Below are 17,874 nucleotides of genomic sequence, written 5' to 3'. Positions count from 1 at the left end.
CGTGCGACGAAGCGACGGAGTGCGTTGGTGCGATTCACGACGATCCTCTATCTAACCTGATATGACGGGAAGCGGCGAGCACCGCGAGATCGTAGGCAATCTTGAGCACGCCACACGCTATCAGTGGTGCGCCGAGCCATCCGGCTCCCAGCAGCCCACCGGCGATTGTCGGCGCTACCGCCGCCGCAAGGCTGCGCGGCACCGCCGTAAAGCTCGCTGCCGCCGGTCGTTCGGGTGGTGTCACCACCGCCATTACATAGGCACTCCGGGTCGGCACATCGAGCTGCGACAGCGCACTGCGCACAAGCAAAAGGACCAGGGTCAGTGGTAGCGTCGGCGTGAAGGCGGCGGCGATCAGGCAGGCGCTTGACGGAATGTGTGTGAACACCATCGTGTTGAGCAGGCCGATCCTGCGGGCAATCGGTGCGGCGGCCAGTTGCGAGCCTGCACTGAGCAGCCCGGACCAGAAAAAGAACTGTCCTGCTGACGCGAGCGAAAGGCCAAAGCGCTGGATCAGCCACAGCGTGAGCAGCGAGTTCACGAGCAAACCTCCCGCAAACGCGTCGACGCTGAACAGCAGCGCGAGCCGCGTGACGATCGCGCGCGACGGGCCGAGCGGCGCCCGGGCAGTTGCCGCGTGCGCCGTACGCTTTGGTAGCCGGAGATACAGGAGGAAAACGACGAAGCCCGTGATTGCGTAGACGATGAACATCGCGCGCATGACGACGAGTGCGGAAAAGCCGGAATGGACTGCAACCCAGTCCGGTAATCCGGCGAGCAGCGCGCCTAGTGCAGCCGAAAGCCCACCCGCGAGGCTGTAGCGGGCGAAGAGCGCGGTTCGGACGTCGCCCCGCGCGGATTCGGCGAGACATGTGTGCTCAAGCGGCAGAAACAGGCTGACGTCACCCGAACTCGGGTTGAGCGTGCCGACAAACGCCACTACGAGCAGCGGCCAAAGTGACGACAGGAATCCAAACGCCAGGCCGGTTGCTGCCATCAGGGCCGCAGCGAAGAGCAGCAGCGCGCGCTGCGGGTAACGGCCACTCATCAAGCCGACAGCGATCGTCGCGACGGCAGAGCCCAGCAGTGTGGCGGTGCCGATCAGGCCAACCGTGAGCTTCCCGAAACCAAGCGACAGCAGATACGCGGGCAGCAGTACGGCAACGAAGCCGTCGCAGATCCCGCGCAGACTCCGTGCTACGAGCAGCAGCCACGCGCTCCGGTCCACGCCCGCCGGAGGAAGCAGGATTGAGAGTGGCGCCCGGGCAGCAGTCATTTCAGTACCCGCGTATTCGCCTCGACGTCGTGCCAGGCGCGTGCATTCACACCGTCGCGCGTGACGGCATCGCGGCTTGAAGTCTCATTGCAGCGTTATCCCAGTTGATGATGCTGAAAAGTTGGTTGACGTACTCATTGCGGCGGTTCTGATACTTCAGGTAGTAGGCATGCTCGAAAACGTCGAGAACCAGGATCGGCTGGATGCCCCACGCCGTGAGTTTCTGGTGGTTCTCGCACTGGAGGATCATGAGCTTTCCGGTCGCAGGCAGGTATCCAACGACGCCCCAGCCTGACGCTTCAGTGGCAATCGTCGCTGCCATGAGCTGGGTCCTGAACTTCTCGTATGAGCCGAAGTTGGTGTCGATCGCTTTTGCCAGATCGCCCTTCGGCTCGCCGCCCTTGCCCGATATGCTCGTCCAGTAGATGGTGTGGAGGATGTGGCTCGACAACTGAAAGGCCAGCTCCTTCGTATGAAACTTCACCAGCGCGAAATCGTTCGTTTCCCGCGCCTTGGCCAGCGCTTCTTCGGCCTTGTTTGCCGCAGCGGCGGCTGGCTTGTGGTGAAAGTTGTAATGGAGTTCAACCGTGCGGGCATCAATGGCCGGTTCGAGTGCGTCATAGGCGAATGGCAGCGGCGCCGCCGCATACTTGCCATCCGCATTGACGAGTCTGTCGACATAGCCGGGAACGCTGGCCGCGTGGACCATTTGCGCCCGGGACAGCATCATTCCTGCACCGACTGCGGCGGTATCGTGCAGAAAGGTACGTCGCGACTTCATATGCATTCCTCGCAGTTGTCCCGCACGCGGGTTACCAGGCGTACAGATGGAGAAGCGGATAGAGCACAAGGCCGATCAGGGCGGCTGCGACGACGATCACGGGCTCTGGAAGTTTCCTGAAGCGCCACAGCAGCAGCACGGCTGCGAGTGCGATCAGCGCGGTTGGCCAGTCGATGACCGAACGTCTGGCAATGACGACGACCGAACCGGTAATTGCCCCTACGGCAGCAGCCGTAATGCCATCGACAACCGCCTTCACAGCAGGCAGCCGCCCATACTTCTTGAAGTACGGTGCGGGCAACACAGTGAACAGGTAGCACGGCAGAAACGTTCCGAGCGCGGCAACGCAGGCACCGGCCAGTCCCGCAACCAGATAGCCGATGAAACCTACGGTGATGACAACCGGCCCCGGCGTAATCATCGCGACGGCGACCGCATCAACGAACTGTTTGTCGTTGAGCCAGTGGTGCTCGGTCACGACGCCGCCGTAGAGAAACGGCACGATCGCCAGACCCGAGCCGAACACGAACGCACCCGCCTTCGTGAAGAAAAGACCAATCTGGCCGAGCAGCGGGAGATCCAGTCCGCTGAAGACGCCAGCAAGTGCAGGCGCCTGCGTCGCGGCCAGTACGTTGAAACCGCCTTTACTGAGCCATCCGGGCGGCGACCGGCGCAGCCAGTTGACGACACCACCCGCGATAAAGAGCCAGGCGATTTCCGATTCCGTGGCGATCGTTACAACTGCGAGGATCAGGAAGATGATCCAGAGCAGCCGGTCTGCGCCGAGCGTCTTTGTTGTCAGCTTGTACGCGCTCATCGCGATGATGCCGACTACCGCCGCGCCTACGCCATAGAAAACCGCCTGCATCCACGACAGCCCACCGAAATGCGCGTAGGCCCAGCCTAGCGCGACGACCATCAGGAACGAAGGCAGCACGAAGGCGAGTCCCGCGACCGTCGCTCCCAAAAGGCGGTAGTGCACGAAGCCGAGATAGATGCCAAGCTGCGCGGCAAGCGGACCGGGCATCATCTGCGCCAGTGCCAGGCCTTCGCGATAGTCCTCCTCCGCAATCCAGCCGCGATGCTCGACCAGATCGCGGCGCATGTAGCCGACGAGCGCAACCGGTCCGCCAAAGCCAACCGTACCGAGCTTCAGCATATAGAGCGCCATCTGTCCGAGCGTGTAGCCCGGCACGTGTGCGGTCGTTGTGCTCATGGGCGTCGTCCTGAATCGCCACCTTTTTCGCTCGCCGCGAAGTGCGTGTACATCGAATCGAGCACTGGACTCATGGCATCGAGCAATTCATCGTCGCCGGCCGCGCGCTCCCGGGTACCGGCCATGACCGCTTCGAACCCGATGGCTTCCGGCACGCTTGCGCCGCCTACGTCGAGCGCGTGAACCATGGCGCCGAGGCGCACGAGTGCCGGGTCCCTGTCGAGGCCGAAGCTCGCCAGCAGTACTTCGAATGTGACGCGTTCTCCCACATGGGTAAAGACGGCGCCATCGAAATCGAAACCGAGTGCGTCCGCCGGGCAGACGTCCGGCGATGGCAGCCAGATGAAGCGCGCGTCGCGGTCGATGAAACGGCGAATCAGCCATGCGCTCGCCACACGGTCGACCCACATGCGCCTGCGGGTCGCCCAGGTCCTCCCCTGATAGTCCTCAACGGAAAGCGAGCGGATTGCGCGGTCTGCCGCGTGTGGCTCGCCGGGCGAGAGCACCGTGTCGACGTGCGCAACAAAATCCTGCCAGGCGGCCTCGGCGCGCGTTGCCGCCTCGCCCGGAAAGAAGTCGATGGCGACGATGGTCTCGTAGTCCTTGCGCAAGCGCCGCATCACCTTCGTCAGTTCCGCGGCGGACTGGCCCGAGACCGTCTTCCGGGCATCGGCGAGCGTGCGGATGAGGCCGTCGTACTCGTCAGCGCGATCAAACAGCGCGCGGAATTCGGCCTCCTGCAACGCGTCAAGACTAGGCGCGCGCAGCAGGTGGGCTGTGCCGCCGCTTTCGCCAATCGCGACCGAAAGCTCGCGCAGCACGCCCTCGCGCGCTTCCGTATAAGGCAAGAGGTAGATGCCGTCGCGCAGAACGGCGCAGCCCTTTGCCTTGAGTGCGCGCCAGAAGCGCATACGCGCCGTCGCATTCTCGGTGGGCAATGTCAGTACAAGGACCGACCAGGTCGATAATGATTTCATGTAGATTATGCTACTGCTGTGTAGCGTCATCTACAAGTTAACTTTTTATCCACCAAAATCCCGTTTGAACCGACGAATTCCTGGCCGGATGCCGCGTTCTTCTGCGCAATTTCGGTCCAGCGTCGAAGACCAGGAAGAGCGGTCACCATGAAACCGCCTGCGCGTGGGCGGCCCGACGCGATCCCTGGCATCCCGTCCACGATCGTTGTGTTGCTGGCAGGTTCCCTGACCGGATCCAATTCGTGACCCGGTTTGACCACGTATGCGTCTTCAGCTAGATCACATAGCGAACAAGATCAGCGCTGTGGTGCAGTGAGATGTGAATCGCAGCAGTCGTCAGAAATGTGACAAGCGCGACCACCCACAGCACGGGCGAACCTCGCGTGTCGCGGTCCCTGAGATGATGGGCGACGGAAAGAAACGCGATCCACGCCGTGCCGAGGCTTAGACCGGCCAGAATGTCGGAAAACCAGTGAACACCGAGGTACAGGCGGGAAATGGATATCAGTGCTATTACCGAACCACTTATCACGGCAATCCTGAACTGCGTGTGCTTGTGACGGCCGCGACAGACGAGGTACGTGAGGAAGCCATAGATGACAATGCTCAGTGTCGCGTGGCCACTGGGAAAGGAAAAGCTTTCAATACCTTCGTAGATAGACACCGGTCGTGACCGTTGCACAGCAAATTTGATTAATTTCACCGATGCTTCAGCCATCGCGATTGCGACAATCCAGTACCCGGCCGTCCGCCATTCGCGCCGAAGCAGGAGCACAGACAGCACGGTCAGAAAGACGGGAATCGTGACCGCAGCATCGCCAAGCTCCGAAACGGCCACCATCACGTGGCCAACAAGCGGAGTGCGAAGCCCCTGCAGCCCCTTGTGGAGCATCTGGTCGACGGTAACCAGGGGGTCCCCGCTGAGGATGTCTTCGAGAATACCGAGAAACAGCCAGATGCCGCCAAGTACAAGAATGACGGCCACCGCCAACTTCGTAAAACCCGTACGGCGAAGCACAAATCGCCACCCCTCTTTACCGCCAACCACAGCCCCAGGCTCCATATCCGAAAAGCGTCGCAACAACTTGCTGAAAAGCGTGCTCAGCGGCTTCATCGGGAACCTCCGGTAACCCGTGCTGGACACAACCTGCGGCACGCGTCGGTCGCCATGCCTCCGCCGGCCCGCGTTGTGAGAAGGTCAGGCCCAAGTGTCCGCTGGATCTGGCGCTCGGGACGTCCTGACGCTATATCAGCAACTTTACCTGCAATCTGGACGCAACCTTACGTGCATAAGCGCCGCGCACGCGAGATCGAGAGGCAACCGGACTTTCGCAACCGCGGCACGAGACAGTCTGCGGTAGCATCACCTCTCTTCCAGCCGGCGCGTGTTAATCGGATGTCCATGAAGGTACTCATTGTCGAAGACGACTCCGCGATCGCTGCAAACCTCTACGACTACCTTGAGGCAGGCGGTTACGAGGTCGACGTGGCCTCCAGTGGCAACGCGGGGCTGCAGATGGCGCTCGCCGACTCATGGGACGCCATTTTGCTCGATCTGTCACTGCCCGGCATGGACGGGCTCACGCTCTGCCGCAGGCTGCGAGAGGAGGCGGGCCGGGACACACCCGTGCTCATGCTGACCGCGCGCGACGCGCTCGACGACAAACTCGCGGGATTCGTGCATGGCGCCGATGATTACCTGGTCAAGCCGTTCTCCCTGAAGGAAGTAGGCGCGCGGCTTGGCGCCATGATCAAGCGCTATCGCGGCCATGTCGCCACCATGGAACTCCGGTTCGCGGATGTGCGCCTCGACCTGTCGACGATGACCGTCGAACGCGCCGGACGCCCGGTCAAGCTACCGCCCAAATGTCTACACCTGCTGCGTATACTGATGCAGTCGCCCCATCGCACCTTCACCCGCGCCGAGCTCGAGTCCGAAGTCTGGGGAGAAGAGCTGCCGGACAGCGACACGCTGCGCACGCACATCTATACGCTGCGCCGGGCGCTGTGTGGGCCCGGTGAAGCGGATGTGATTGAAACGCTGCATGGCGTCGGTTACCGGCTCGTGACGAGTGGTGATGATGCGAAATAGCCTGCGATTCAAGGTTGCGCTGGTCTTTTCGGTGCTGACCATTGCACTGCTGGTCGCCCAGGCGCTGGGCGTGCGAGCACTGGCCGAAGCGCAGGAAGAGAGACTGATCGCGGCGCTCATCCGCGACGACATGGCGAGTGTGCTCAAGAGCTACCAGGCCAATCCCGCGCTGCTGCCACCGTTCGACGTACGACTGAATGGCTATGTTTCGAGTGCGGACCGCGTGCCCATTGCCCTGCCCGAAACCGTCAGGACTTTGCCTTTCGGTACGCACGAAATCATTATCGACGACCGGGAGATCCACGTCGCCATTGCGTCCATGGGCACGGCACGCCTGTACCGGGTCTATAACTTCAATATCTACGAAAAGCATTTCAAGGAAGTCATCAACGCCCTGATGGGCGGCACCGGCATCTTTGCACTGCTGACGATCTGGCTGTCCTTTGGTCTTTCCGGACTGCTGGTGCGGCAGGTCGCGGGACTCGCCCGGCAGGTCAAGACATTGCGGCTGGGTGAATCGGCTGCGATCCATCCAGGCAAATACGACGAAACGGAACTCATCGGACTCGTGGAGGCGTTCAACGACTACCATCAGCGCATGGCCGACATGATGGCGCGCGAGAAGGAGTTCACGGGCAATGTCAGCCACGAGCTGCGCACACCGCTCACGACCATCAAGACAAGCTGCGAACTGCTCGAGCAGGATACGGCGATCCAGGGCAAATCGCGCGCACGTCTGCAGCAGATCGAGCGGGCAGCAGACAACATGCGCGAACTTGCCAACGCGCTGCTCATGCTTGCGCGGGAGGACTCGGCGCGCGAGGTCGAGCCGGTGGCCGTCGCGAAGATGATCGAAACCGCGTTGGCACCGTTTGCCGCCCGGCTCGAGCAAAAAGGACTCGAGTCGGTGAATGATATCGACGGCGAACTTCGTGTCGTGGCGAACCGCCCTGCGCTTGCGATCGTGCTATCCAACCTGATCGACAATGCCGTGCGGCATACCGACCACGGAAAGCTGCACTTTCGCTACGCCAACGGCTGGCTCTACATCGAGGACACGGGACCCGGTATTCCGGCGCATGCAATCCCGCATGTCTTTGACCGGTTCTACCAGGCACCATCGCCCGATACCCCGACGCCCGGGGTCGGGATCGGCCTGTCTATCGTCAGGAAGCTGTGCGAGCGCTACGGGTGGGCAATCGAGATTGGCAGTGAGCCCGGCAGAGGAACCAGCGTGTCGCTTCGGCTGCCGGCTGTGAGCCGGACCTGAGCCCGTCTCCCCCGGATCGGGTGGGCTCTTGACGAAAACTTCACAACCGGTGGCGTAATCTCCAGCCCGAAAGCCGCCCGCGTGGGCGGCCTATCGTCCGGGATGGAATGCCAGAATGCGCCGCGCGTTGTCGATTGTCTTCATCGTATTAACCGGCGTGGCCGGCTGTACGACCTATCATCCCCAGCCGATCGCCCCCGACCAGCTTGCCCGGCAATTCGAGCAGCGCTCGCTTGCGGGCGAGGAGCTGCATGCCTGGATCGCGCGCGAAGCTGGCCGTGATGTCGACCCGTGGCCGCCGGCCACCTGGAACCGCGAGCTGCTTACCCTCGCGGCCTTCTACTACAGCCCCGCCCTCGACCTGGCCCGTGCGCAATGGGGCACGGCCAAGGCCGGCATCGATGTCGCCAACGCGATTCCCAACCCGGTCCTGCAGTTGCCGTTCCAGTTCAATACGCCCAACCCGGGGCCCGGGGCGCCTTTCACCTGGGGTCCTTCGCTCGATATTCCGATCGAGACCGCGCACAAGCGCGGCTATCGCGTCGACCAGGCGAGCCACCTTTCTGAGGCTGCCCGGTTGAACATCATCACCGCAGCATGGACGGTCAGTGCGCAGGTCAGGGATGCCATGCTCGCCCTGTACGCCGCCCGTACGCGCATCGCCTTCCTGTCCACGAAGGCCGAAGCCCAGCGGCAGATCACGACCATGAGCCGCCACCGTCTCGCAGTCGGTCAGTATTCGCAGCCCGATGTCGATGCGGCGGTGCTTGCCGACACCCAGGCCCAGAGCGACCTGGCCGCCGCGCGCACTGCCGAAGAAGACGCGCGCGCGCAACTGGCCGCCGCCATCGGCGTGCCGGTCACCGCGCTCGACGGCGTGACGCTCGACCTGAGCGACTTCGGCACCGCTACCCCTGCGCCACCGGCGGCGGACGCGCAGCGTGCGGCGATCTTCCATCGCGCCGATCTGCGCGCCTCGCTGGCCGACTACGCCGCGGCCGAATCGGCGCTTCAGCTCGAGGTCGCGAAACAGTATCCGGACATCCATCTCGGTCCCGGCTACACCTACGACACCGGCACCAACAAGATCGGCTTTGGACTGGCCGGCATCACGTTGCCGATCTTCGACCAGAACCAGGGGGGGATCAAACAGGCCGAAGCGAGGCGCAAGGAAGCGGCGGTCCGCACCGGCGCGCTGCAGGACAAGATCATCGGCGACCTCGCGCACGCACTGGCGCGCTATCAGGCGAGCGGCGAGGCGCTGCAGATCTCCGACGCCCATCTGGCGAGCGCCCGTCGCCAGCTCGACAGCCAGGCGGCTGCATTCGCGAGCGGCAATGCGGACCGGCTGACCTACACGCAGGCGAAAGCCGACTATCAAACGAGCGAGACCGTCCATCTCGACGCAGAAGTCGCCGTCCAGCAGGCCGCCGGCGCACTCGAAGACGCGATGCAGGTACCCCTTGTCCACGAGACAACGCGCCCCACCCTCAGCGGGGGAACAACACGATGAAATACCGGCTGATCCTCCTTAGCGTTCTTTCGCTGGCCCTCTGCGCCGGCGCTGGCTGGTACATCATCAACCAGGCGTTCGACGACTCCGGTGCATCGACAGCCACCGCAGCACCGTCTGCGCCGCAGGCCGCTGTGCAGACGGTCAACGGCGAGACGGTCGTGGTCGTGAGCCCCGACGCGCAGCGCGCCGGCCACATCGAAGTCGCGCCGCTCGCGGCCGTCACGAGCCAGTCCGGCATCCGCGCGGATGCCATGGTCATCGATCTGCAACCGCTCTTCGATCTGCGCAACCGCCTCGCCAGCGCACGCGCCGACGTCGACACGTTCGCCGCACAGGCAGCCAGTTCACGCACGCAGTACGAGGGCAGCCGTACGCTCTTCGCCGACGACCGCAATGTTTCGCAGAAGACGCTCCAGGCCGCGCAGGCGACGATGCAGGGCGATGCGGCCAAACTGCAATCCGCCCGGGTCACACTGAACGGTCTTGATGGCACGATGCGGCAGCAGTTCGGCGAGGCACTCGCGAACGCGGCAGCGACACCGGCCTCGACGTTGTTCCAGCGTCTCCAGGCGGGTCAGTCGGTTGTGCTGCGTGTGACGTTGCCATCCAGCTTTGGCAGGACGCCGCCCGAGAGTATTGCGGTCGATACACCCAGCGGCTCCACGGTGCCCGCCCAGAGGCTTTCCGCTTCGCCCGTCGCCGATCCCGCCATACAGGGTACGCCATGGCTGTACGTCGCCGGCACCGCGCTGCCCGCGAACCTGCGCACGAGCGCGCGCGTGCCGACATCGAGCGAGGCCGTGTCCGGATTGCTGATCCCGGAGCAGGCGGTGGTGTGGTACGGCGGCCAGACCTGGGCATACGTGCGCACGGCGCACGACCGCTTCACGCGGCGCTACGTGGCAGCGACCAATGAAGGCAATCACGGTTTCATGGTGACGGCGGGCTTCCAGGCCGGCGACCAGATCGTGACACAGGGCGCGCAACTGCTGCTCTCCGAAGAGACCAGACCACAGGGCATCGGCACAGCCTGCAAGGATCCGCCCGAGTGTGACGACTGATCCCGCGACTGAGCCTCGCATGCCCCGCCCGGAACAACGCCCCACACAGCCTTATGCTTGACGCAATCATCCGCTTTTCGCTGCACTTTCGCGGCGTTATCTTCTCGCTGGCCGTCATGGTGGCTGGCTACGGGCTCTTTTCCCTCACGCGCGCGAAGCTCGACGTCTTTCCCGAGTTCGCACCGCCGATGAGCATCGTGCAGACGGCCGCGCCGGGCATGACGAGCGAACAGGTGGAGACCCTCGTGACACAGCCGGTTGAAAATGCCCTCGGCGGCATGACCGGCCTGCAGTCGATCCGCTCGCGGTCCATGCAGGGCCTCTCCTCGGTCACGCTCGTGTTCGACGACCATGCCAACGTGATGCAGGTCCGGCAGCTCGTCACCGAGCGCATCGCCGGACTCGCGGGCACGCTGCCGGCCGGTGTCTCGGCACCCCAGCTCCTGCCGCTCACGACGACGACGAGCGTCGTGCGCACCATCGGCCTGACGTCGAAGACGCGCTCGCTTGCGGACCTCTACGACATCGCGCAGTGGACCGTCAAACCGCCGTTGCTGGGTACGCGAGGCGTGGCCGATGTAATCGTGTTCGGCGGTCAGACGCGCCAGATGCAGATCCAGGTCGATCCCGCCAGGCTGATGCGTCACGGCCTGTCGGTCCAGGATGTGATTGCCGCGGCGCGCCAGGCCACAGGCGTGCGCGGCGCCGGGTTCATCGAGAACAGCAATCAGCGCATCGCCGTGAACGCCGATGGCCAGATCGCGACGCCACCCAAACTCGCGGGTGTCGTGCTGCGTTCCAGCAACGGCGCAGCCGTGCGCCTTGGCGACGTTGCCTGCGTGACCTGGGGTAATGCACCTGCCGTCGGCGCAGCATCGATCATGGGCAAGCCCGGCGTGATGGTCGTAATGGAAAGCCAGTACGGGACCAACACGATGGCCGTGACGCGCGACATCGAAAAGACGCTCGCCGGGCTTGCGCCGGTGCTCGCCCGTCAGGGCGTGGACGTGAACACGAACGTCTTCCGGCCCGCCAACTTCATCGAGGCCTCCGTCGGTCACCTGCGCATGTCGCTTATCGTCGGCGCCTTGCTGGTCGTCGCGGTGCTGTTCCTGTTTCTGCTCAACGTGCGCACCGCCGTGATCTCTGCCGTGGCAATTCCTGTGTCTCTGCTGGTCGCGATCATCGTGCTCACGTCGTTCGGCGTCAGCCTCAACACGATGACCCTGGGCGGCCTCGCCATCGCCCTGGGCGAGGTGGTCGACGATGCGATCATCGACGTCGAGAACATCTACCGCCGCCTGCGTGAGAATCGCATGCTGGCCCAGCCGCTTCCCGCATTTCGCGTCGTGCTGCGCGCCTCGCTCGAAGTGCGCAGTGCCGTGGTCTTCGCCACCTTCATCGTGATGCTGATCTTCCTGCCCGTGCTCACGCTCACGGGTATCGGTGGACGGCTCTTTGCCCCGCTGGGCATCGCCTACATTTTCGCCGTGCTCGCGTCGCTGGGCGTCGCGCTCACGCTCACGCCCGCGATGGCACTCTCCCTCCTGGCGAGGGGTCCGTTGCCCGAGCGGGAGCCGCGCCTGATCGGGCGCCTCAAGACACGTTACATCGCGCTGCTGACAAAGGTCGAGCAACACGTGAAGGGCGTTATGGTCATCGTCGCGGTGATGTGCGCCGCGGCGCTTGCGTCCCTGCCGTTCATGGGCGGGAGCTTCATTCCGCAACTGCGCGAAGGCCACTACACCGTTCACATGGGGCTCGCGCCGGGCACCTCGCTTGTCGAATCGATGCGCATCGGCACCCAGGTCTCGCAGGCGCTGTTGCAGGTGCCGGGCGTGCGGCTCGTGGCGCAGCGCGCCGGCCGCGCGAACGGTGTGGTCGACCCGACCGGCGTGCAGCTCTCGGAATTCGAAGTCGACTTGAAGCCGATGGACGCATCGGGCCAGATCTGGGCGCTCTACCGGATTCGCCAGGCGCTGGCGCGCTTTCCGGGCCTCTCCACTTCGGTCAACACGTTTCTCGAGGAGCGCATCGACGAAACCATTTCGGGGACGACAGCCCCCGTGGTCGTGAGTGTCTTCGGCAACAATCTCGACGTCATCGATCGCACGGCGCAGCAGATCGCCCGGCTCATCGGTACGATCCACGGTGTCGCCAGCGTGCGGGTGGACTCTCCCCCCGGGATTCCCGAACTTGACGTGAGGCTCAATCCCGACGCACTGAGCCGCTGGGGCTTTCGCCCGGTCGAAGTGCTCGATGCGATTCAGGCCGCCTACGCCGGCGTGACCGTCTCGCAGATTTACGAGGGCAGCCGCACCTACGACGTCGCCGTCGTGCTCGACCTGGCACAGCGCAGGTCGATCGGCGACGTGGGCAAGCTCATGGTGCGCAACGCCGACGGCTTTGCCGTGCCGCTCTCCACGCTGGCGACGATCCGGCAGGTCGCCGGCCGCTACCAGATCACTCACGACGGCGGCCAGCGCGTGCAGACGGTATCGGTCAATCTCGGCAGCCGGCCGGTCAGCAACTTCGTGAAGGAGGCACAGGCGCGTGTGAATCGCGAGATCAGGATGCCTTCGGGTACGTATGCCGTTTTCAGCGGCGAGAGCGAAGCGCGCGCGCAATCGCAGCGAGACCTGCTCGCGTACGGCGGGATTGCGCTGGTGGGCATCGCATTGCTGCTGTTCATGGCGTTGAAGAACCGGCGCGCCGTGCTGCTGGTGCTGATCAACCTCCCCTTCGCGCTGGTGGGCGGAGTCCTGGGCGTGGTCCTCAGCGGCGGGAACCTGTCACTTGGCAGCATGGTGGGCTTCGTCACGCTGCTCGGCATTTCGCTGCGCAATTCGATCATGCTGATCAGCCACTACGAGCATCTGGTGCATACCGACGGCCTGGCCTGGGACACGGACACCGCCGTGCGTGGCGCCTCGGAACGGCTGGTGCCGATCCTCATGACTGCATTGGTCACTGCGCTCGCGCTGGCGCCGCTCGCTGCGACGAGTGGCGCGCCGGGCAACGAAATTGAAGGGCCGATGGCCATCGTCATTCTTGGCGGGCTCATCACCTCGACCGCGCTGAACCTGATCGTGCTGCCCACGCTGGCGTTGCGTTACGGGCGCTTCGCGCGCGAGGAAGTCGCCGAACCGGGGACAGCGAATGGGTGAGCCGGGTAAAAGGCGGTTGCTGGGCGAGAAGAACCTGCACCTGCTGTTCGAGTTGACCCTCGGGTTCAAGGCCGTCTTCGCGCTTGCAGAAATTGTCGCCGGCGTCGCCACATACCTTGTGCCGCAGCGGTATTTTCTCGCGCTTGTGCTGTGGGTCACCCGGGATGAGTTCGCCGAAGACCCGCACGATCTGGTGGCGAATATTCTGCTTCACACGGTGCAACACCTGTCCGTCGATGCCCAGAGATTCGCCGGGATTTACCTGCTTGCACACGGTGTGGTGAAGCTCTGGCTCGTGGCCGGCTTGTTGCGTGAGAGACTCTGGTACTTCCCTGTCTCGATTGTCGTCTTCGCGCTGTTCATTGCCTACCAGGCCTACCGCTTCACGTACACCCATTCGGTCTGGTTGTTGCTGGTAACGGCATTGGACGTCGTCGTCATCGCCCTCACATGGCACGAGTACCGGTATCTTCGAGACAACCGCAAGATCACCATCCCGGGTTCGTGACGGGGGCCACGCCCGGAATAGGCCTGCCACCGTCCACGTTTACTGCACATATCGTGCGCCGCAGAGAGCATTCATGTCCTCGCACAGGAAGGGGCATTTGCGCACTCAAAATATCGCGCTCGGCAATCGCCCGACGCGAGGCACGCACGATATGTCGGTACAAAGGAGGGGACCATGTATGCCACTTGCAGATTCACTATCCTCGCCGGTGTGATCACGCTCGGGATGACATCGCATGCAAGCTGGGCGGAGCAAACCGTCAACGCGACATTGCTATCGAACTCGATCCAGCTCGGAACGCACAACGTGAGGGCGGGCCGCATCACACTTGAAGTCAGGAATGCTGCGGACAACAACATGGAACACGAACTCGTTGTACTCAAGACAGATCTCTCGGACGATGCACTCCCCGTCAGTAAGGGAGAGGTGCTTGAGCGCAGGCTGAACAAGATTGGCGAAGTCGAAGATATCGCCCCGGGCAAGAGCAAGCGCGTTTCATTCAGACTTGCGCCGGGACACTACGCGCTGATCTGCAACAAGCCGGGACACTATGCAGCGGGAATGCATACGGAGCTTGTCGTGACGCCGTAGGTTGATGCCAACGCAGTTCGACTGTACTCGGCGGAAAGAGCAGCAAAAGTGCTGCTCGAACACGAGCATCCAAGACGCTTCGAGTGTCCTGTGATGCCACGCAGGGCACTCATTTGGCGATGCCTCGGCCATCTATGACGCGGGTTTGGCTTTGCGCGGAAAAATCAAGGACATGCGATTTACAGATGGTTACAGCGGAGACTGCGCGCTATCACCTGGCTCTTCGATTCTCACCTAGGCTATCGATATAAGACACGCGGTCCCTGCGAGGCGGCATAACCTGACTGAAGAGACGAGGATCATGAATCGCACAATGGTGTTTTCTGCACTTGGCGTCTGCGCTGCATGCTTTTCTGCTGCTGCATCAGCGCACGCCGATGTCAGCGTCTTTCTCGGTGCTCCGGTCGGTGTGTACCAGGCCCCGCCACCGGTAGTCTACGAATCGCCCCCGATCGTCTATGCGCCCACATACGGATACGGATATTCGGGCGACAACTGGGAGCGACGTCGCTGGCATGATAACGGCCGTCATCGTGGGTGGTACAAACATCACCATGGGGATGACGACGAGCAGTAATCGCCCCATCCACGTGGGTACAGGTGCAGAATTGCGACCACGGTGATTGGCAACGCGCCGCCGTGTCGGACGGCGTAAACAGGCAAGCGTGCACCACGAAGCCCGATGCAAGGGACGCTGTATCAGGCGTCACAGCGACACCTCTTCCTCGAAGTAAAGGGGCTGTGCCGGACGAACGTCCACTGGCACGTGCGCTGCCTTTCCGTGGCACGAATGCGAAAATCACCTGAGCAAATCCTGTTTTCAATCACCGCGGAATATAGGCGCATTTAGAACGTTTTCTCGGTGTCCTCAGTACGTTACGAGGCCGTGATGAAGATTCGACAGAATCTCTCTGAATCAATGGGCTCGCTGGCACCCGAACTGACGCCTACCTGTCGGTACGGCGACGTCACGTCTTTTGTGGGCGGCCTGGCGCATGCGCTTGCTGCTCGCGGGGGGTAGCCCCACAGCGCCATCTCGTTGGCAGCATCGAGTTAGCACGATGAGCGACGATCCTGATCCCGGTACAGCGTCAGGCTTCGGCGAACCGGAGCTGCGTGCGCTATCGGCATTCGTCGATGGTGAGTTGACGGCAGCAGAACACCAGGCACTCGGAGCACGGTTGGTCGCCAACCGGCGTGCTGCAAGCCTCGTCGCCTGCTATCGCGCGCAGCGGGCAGCCTTGCGCGTACTGTGCGCGGATCTTGACGCACAAACGACCACGTCGTACGTGCTGCTGCGCGCGCGCACGTCCTGGTGGCGTCGCACGGCGCTCGCCGTCAGCTCGCTCGCCGCTGGCGCTGCCCTCGCAGGGCTCGGCGGCGTGATTACAACGCCTGTTGCGCCGCAATCTGCGCAGATGGAATTTGCCGAGCAAGCCGACCTCGCTTACGTGGTCTACGCGCCCGAGCGCCGTCATCCGGTTGAGGTGACCGCCGCGCGCAAGGGGGCGCTCTTCGACTGGCTCTCGCAGCGCCTGAATCGTCCGCTCTCAGCACCGTCGCTACAGGAGTACGGTTATGCGCTGCTGGGGGGGCGCCTTTTGCCGGGCATAGCCGGGCCAGCCGCGCAATTCATGTACGAGAACGGGGCCGGCGCGCGGCTGACGCTTTACGTGAGCCCGGCCTCACAACGCGAAATTCCGATCCAGCTCCTGCGCGAAGGCAATCGCCGCACATTCAGTTGGGCAAACGACCACATCGGTTACGCGCTCTCCGGGCAGCTGGCTGAGGGACAATTGGGAACGATAGCTGTCGACGTCTGCAGCGAGCTAGGCGGGCATCCCGAAAAGTGGAGGTAAAGCGTACTGGATCGTAACCCCTTCCGTCGACGTGGCATCGCCATGTGTCGCCTTAAATCACCCGCAACGGTAATCGCGAAAATCGTTCGCAGCGACCTTGGCCACACCGAGTGCCCCGATCCGGTAGCGGAATATTTCGAAGTCAACCTACGTTCTTATAGCGGAGCCGAAATGCAGATGCGATCTCGTCAGGTTCTCGAGGAGAAACATCATGATAGATATCATGCTGCGCTCGTGCTCGCCGCCACCACACTTGGCAGTGCTCCGCTGAACACCCGTGCCGACGAGACACGGTGAGTCCATCGTTTTTCGCTCGCGACAGGCAATTTGCGCGACAGCCGAAAGGGAGGCCACATGTCACTCATCGTCGCAGCACGCTTTACGACATTCCCCGCAGCTGAAGACGCGGCACAACGGGTCATCACTGCCGGTTTCGTCGAGGAGGACGTCACACTGTTTTTCGTCAATCCGTCCGGCCAGCACGGATTCGAAAGCACCAGCGACGCAAACGCGAGGGAGGCGCCGGAGGGTGCCGAGATAGGCGTCACGATTGGCGCAGTGGTTGGCGCCCTGGCCGGCGTCGGTATCTTCGTAGTGTTTTCGCCGCCGCTTATAGTTTCGCTGATCGCGATTGGGGTGAGTGCGTATGTCGGCTCATTGGTCGGCGCGATGGCGCGCACGCGTGAAGCCAGCAACGAAGAAACCCGCGAATCCGGCGTGCTGGTGGCCGTACACGTGACGCCGGACAGCCAGTTGGACGCCGCACGGGTTCTGCGCGATGCGGGAGGCGCGGCGATCGAACGCGCGACCGGCCGCTGGCAACAAGGGCGGTGGGCCGACTTCGATCCGCTCAAGCAGCCTGTGCCGCTCAACGAATTCAGTGCGAAGCACGCCTGATTTAAAGGAGTTTTTCGCTGAGAGTTTCTCCGAGTCAATCAGGAGACAAATTGTGCAACTTCACATGGATTCCCATCATTTCACCCACGGCCAGCTCGACAGGCGGGCCGCCGTGCTGGCAGGCGTCATCGCCGGCACTGTGTTCCTGGTGTTAGGAGTCGTCCTGATGGCACTGACGGCTGGTGGCAGTCTGCTGGAGCCCCCACGCATGGTCGCCGCGATCATTCTGGGACGAGGCGCATTGCAATCGCCGCAAGCATTCTCGCTTGGCATCGTGCTCGCGGCCTTTGTCGTGCATTTTGCCCTTGCCATCGCATTCGCGCTTGTCCTCGGTCTGATCATGACGTCATTCAACCTTGACTCAAGCATGGGGATGGCTTCACTGGCGGGTTGCGCATTCGCTGTAGCCGTATACCTGATCAACTTCTACGGCATGACACGGCTTTCTCCGTGGTTCGCAGAAGCGCGCAACTTGGCGAGCGTGATCGTTCACATCGTCTTCGGTATCGTGGCAGCGAACCTGTACATGAGACTGGAACGCAACACATCGCGCAGGGCCAAGGCGGTCGCGGGCGGTCCGTCGTAGTCCGGTGCCGTGCTGATCGACGATCAGACTTTGGAATCCGGCGTGCAACGCAAACGGAGCGAAGCCCTACGGACACA

General features: G+C 62.9%; 15 protein-coding genes. 10 read left to right on the top strand and 5 right to left on the bottom strand.

Annotation, left to right across the window (positions count from 1 at the left end; translation table 11 throughout):
* Positions 1–34: 34 nt before the first annotated feature.
* The 5 genes from AB4Y40_RS34395 to AB4Y40_RS34375 all read right to left on the bottom strand — a co-directional run bounded on the left by AB4Y40_RS34395 (position 35) and on the right by AB4Y40_RS34375 (position 5,364).
* Positions 35–1,276 (bottom strand): MFS transporter, encoded by a 1,242-nt coding sequence (locus AB4Y40_RS34395; RefSeq protein WP_368691638.1) that lies wholly within the window; start codon positions 1,274–1,276, stop codon positions 35–37.
* Positions 1,277–1,322: 46 nt separating this feature from the next.
* Positions 1,323–2,057 (bottom strand): superoxide dismutase, encoded by a 735-nt coding sequence (locus AB4Y40_RS34390; protein WP_368691637.1) that lies wholly within the window; start codon positions 2,055–2,057, stop codon positions 1,323–1,325.
* A 31-nt stretch (positions 2,058–2,088) separates the two neighbouring features.
* Positions 2,089–3,273, bottom strand: coding sequence for a chromate transporter (locus tag AB4Y40_RS34385; protein ID WP_368691636.1), 1,185 nt, complete (start codon positions 3,271–3,273; stop codon positions 2,089–2,091).
* The gene (locus tag AB4Y40_RS34380) at positions 3,270–4,250 is read right to left on the bottom strand and encodes a chromate resistance protein ChrB domain-containing protein (RefSeq protein ID WP_368691635.1); all 981 of its coding nucleotides are present in this window, start codon (positions 4,248–4,250) and stop codon (positions 3,270–3,272) included. Before AB4Y40_RS34380 ends, AB4Y40_RS34385 begins: the two co-directional genes overlap by 4 nt.
* A 274-nt stretch (positions 4,251–4,524) precedes the next feature.
* Entirely contained in the window at positions 4,525–5,364 is an 840-nt protein-coding gene (locus AB4Y40_RS34375; RefSeq protein ID WP_368691634.1) for a phosphatase PAP2 family protein, read from the bottom strand.
* Between the two features lie 288 nt (positions 5,365–5,652).
* Here AB4Y40_RS34375 and AB4Y40_RS34370 point away from each other — a divergent pair, with 288 nt between their 5' ends.
* From AB4Y40_RS34370 to AB4Y40_RS34325, 10 genes are all read left to right on the top strand, one after another.
* Entirely contained in the window at positions 5,653–6,342 is a 690-nt protein-coding gene (locus tag AB4Y40_RS34370) for a response regulator transcription factor (protein WP_368691633.1), read from the top strand.
* Positions 6,332–7,612, top strand: coding sequence for a sensor histidine kinase (locus tag AB4Y40_RS34365; RefSeq protein ID WP_368691705.1), 1,281 nt, complete (start codon positions 6,332–6,334; stop codon positions 7,610–7,612). The genes AB4Y40_RS34370 and AB4Y40_RS34365 overlap by 11 nt, the downstream gene beginning before the upstream one ends.
* Before the next feature lie 115 nt (positions 7,613–7,727).
* Positions 7,728–9,125 carry a TolC family protein gene (locus AB4Y40_RS34360; protein WP_368691632.1) on the top strand — a complete coding sequence of 466 codons (1,398 nt, stop codon included), beginning with the start codon at positions 7,728–7,730 and terminating at the stop codon, positions 9,123–9,125.
* On the top strand, positions 9,122–10,189 hold the full coding sequence (locus AB4Y40_RS34355) for an efflux RND transporter periplasmic adaptor subunit (RefSeq protein ID WP_368691631.1): 1,068 nt from the start codon (positions 9,122–9,124) through the stop codon (positions 10,187–10,189). Before AB4Y40_RS34360 ends, AB4Y40_RS34355 begins: the two co-directional genes overlap by 4 nt.
* A 53-nt stretch (positions 10,190–10,242) precedes the next feature.
* Positions 10,243–13,356: an efflux RND transporter permease subunit gene (locus AB4Y40_RS34350; RefSeq protein WP_368691630.1), complete on the top strand. Its 3,114-nt coding sequence runs from the start codon at positions 10,243–10,245 to the stop codon at positions 13,354–13,356.
* The gene (locus AB4Y40_RS34345) at positions 13,349–13,864 is read left to right on the top strand and encodes a DUF2127 domain-containing protein (RefSeq protein WP_368691629.1); all 516 of its coding nucleotides are present in this window, start codon (positions 13,349–13,351) and stop codon (positions 13,862–13,864) included. Before AB4Y40_RS34350 ends, AB4Y40_RS34345 begins: the two co-directional genes overlap by 8 nt.
* Positions 13,865–14,038: 174 nt before the next feature.
* Entirely contained in the window at positions 14,039–14,455 is a 417-nt protein-coding gene (locus AB4Y40_RS34340) for a plastocyanin/azurin family copper-binding protein (RefSeq protein WP_368691628.1), read from the top strand.
* Between the two features lie 1,061 nt (positions 14,456–15,516).
* Positions 15,517–16,314, top strand: coding sequence for an anti-sigma factor (locus AB4Y40_RS34335; protein WP_368691627.1), 798 nt, complete (start codon positions 15,517–15,519; stop codon positions 16,312–16,314).
* 354 nt (positions 16,315–16,668) lie between these two features.
* Positions 16,669–17,211 carry a hypothetical protein gene (locus tag AB4Y40_RS34330; RefSeq protein WP_368691626.1) on the top strand — a complete coding sequence of 181 codons (543 nt, stop codon included), beginning with the start codon at positions 16,669–16,671 and terminating at the stop codon, positions 17,209–17,211.
* Positions 17,212–17,275: 64 nt separating this feature from the next.
* Positions 17,276–17,797: a hypothetical protein gene (locus tag AB4Y40_RS34325; RefSeq protein ID WP_368691625.1), complete on the top strand. Its 522-nt coding sequence runs from the start codon at positions 17,276–17,278 to the stop codon at positions 17,795–17,797.
* Positions 17,798–17,874 lie beyond the last annotated feature (77 nt).

The sequence above is a fragment of the Paraburkholderia sp. EG287B genome, assembly GCF_040965595.1.
GTDB lineage: Bacteria > Pseudomonadota > Gammaproteobacteria > Burkholderiales > Burkholderiaceae > Paraburkholderia.
Note: the sequence above shows the minus strand (reverse complement) of the source record. Positions and strands in the feature narration are given on the sequence as shown.

Bases quoted from the DNA above. Each gene is read 5' to 3' on its own strand.
- AB4Y40_RS34395 (WP_368691638.1), bottom strand. From the start codon at position 1,276: ATGACTGCTGCCCGGGCGCCACTCTCAATCCTGCTTCCTCCGGCGGGC.
- AB4Y40_RS34390 (WP_368691637.1), bottom strand. From the start codon at position 2,057: ATGAAGTCGCGACGTACCTTTCTGCACGATACCGCCGCAGTCGGTGCA.
- AB4Y40_RS34385 (WP_368691636.1), bottom strand. From the start codon at position 3,273: ATGAGCACAACGACCGCACACGTGCCGGGCTACACGCTCGGACAGATG.
- AB4Y40_RS34380 (WP_368691635.1), bottom strand. From the start codon at position 4,250: ATGAAATCATTATCGACCTGGTCGGTCCTTGTACTGACATTGCCCACC.
- AB4Y40_RS34375 (WP_368691634.1), bottom strand. From the start codon at position 5,364: ATGAAGCCGCTGAGCACGCTTTTCAGCAAGTTGTTGCGACGCTTTTCG.
- AB4Y40_RS34370 (WP_368691633.1), top strand. From the start codon at position 5,653: ATGAAGGTACTCATTGTCGAAGACGACTCCGCGATCGCTGCAAACCTC.
- AB4Y40_RS34365 (WP_368691705.1), top strand. From the start codon at position 6,332: ATGCGAAATAGCCTGCGATTCAAGGTTGCGCTGGTCTTTTCGGTGCTG.
- AB4Y40_RS34360 (WP_368691632.1), top strand. From the start codon at position 7,728: ATGCGCCGCGCGTTGTCGATTGTCTTCATCGTATTAACCGGCGTGGCC.
- AB4Y40_RS34355 (WP_368691631.1), top strand. From the start codon at position 9,122: ATGAAATACCGGCTGATCCTCCTTAGCGTTCTTTCGCTGGCCCTCTGC.
- AB4Y40_RS34350 (WP_368691630.1), top strand. From the start codon at position 10,243: ATGCTTGACGCAATCATCCGCTTTTCGCTGCACTTTCGCGGCGTTATC.
- AB4Y40_RS34345 (WP_368691629.1), top strand. From the start codon at position 13,349: ATGGGTGAGCCGGGTAAAAGGCGGTTGCTGGGCGAGAAGAACCTGCAC.
- AB4Y40_RS34340 (WP_368691628.1), top strand. From the start codon at position 14,039: ATGTATGCCACTTGCAGATTCACTATCCTCGCCGGTGTGATCACGCTC.
- AB4Y40_RS34335 (WP_368691627.1), top strand. From the start codon at position 15,517: ATGAGCGACGATCCTGATCCCGGTACAGCGTCAGGCTTCGGCGAACCG.
- AB4Y40_RS34330 (WP_368691626.1), top strand. From the start codon at position 16,669: ATGTCACTCATCGTCGCAGCACGCTTTACGACATTCCCCGCAGCTGAA.
- AB4Y40_RS34325 (WP_368691625.1), top strand. From the start codon at position 17,276: ATGGATTCCCATCATTTCACCCACGGCCAGCTCGACAGGCGGGCCGCC.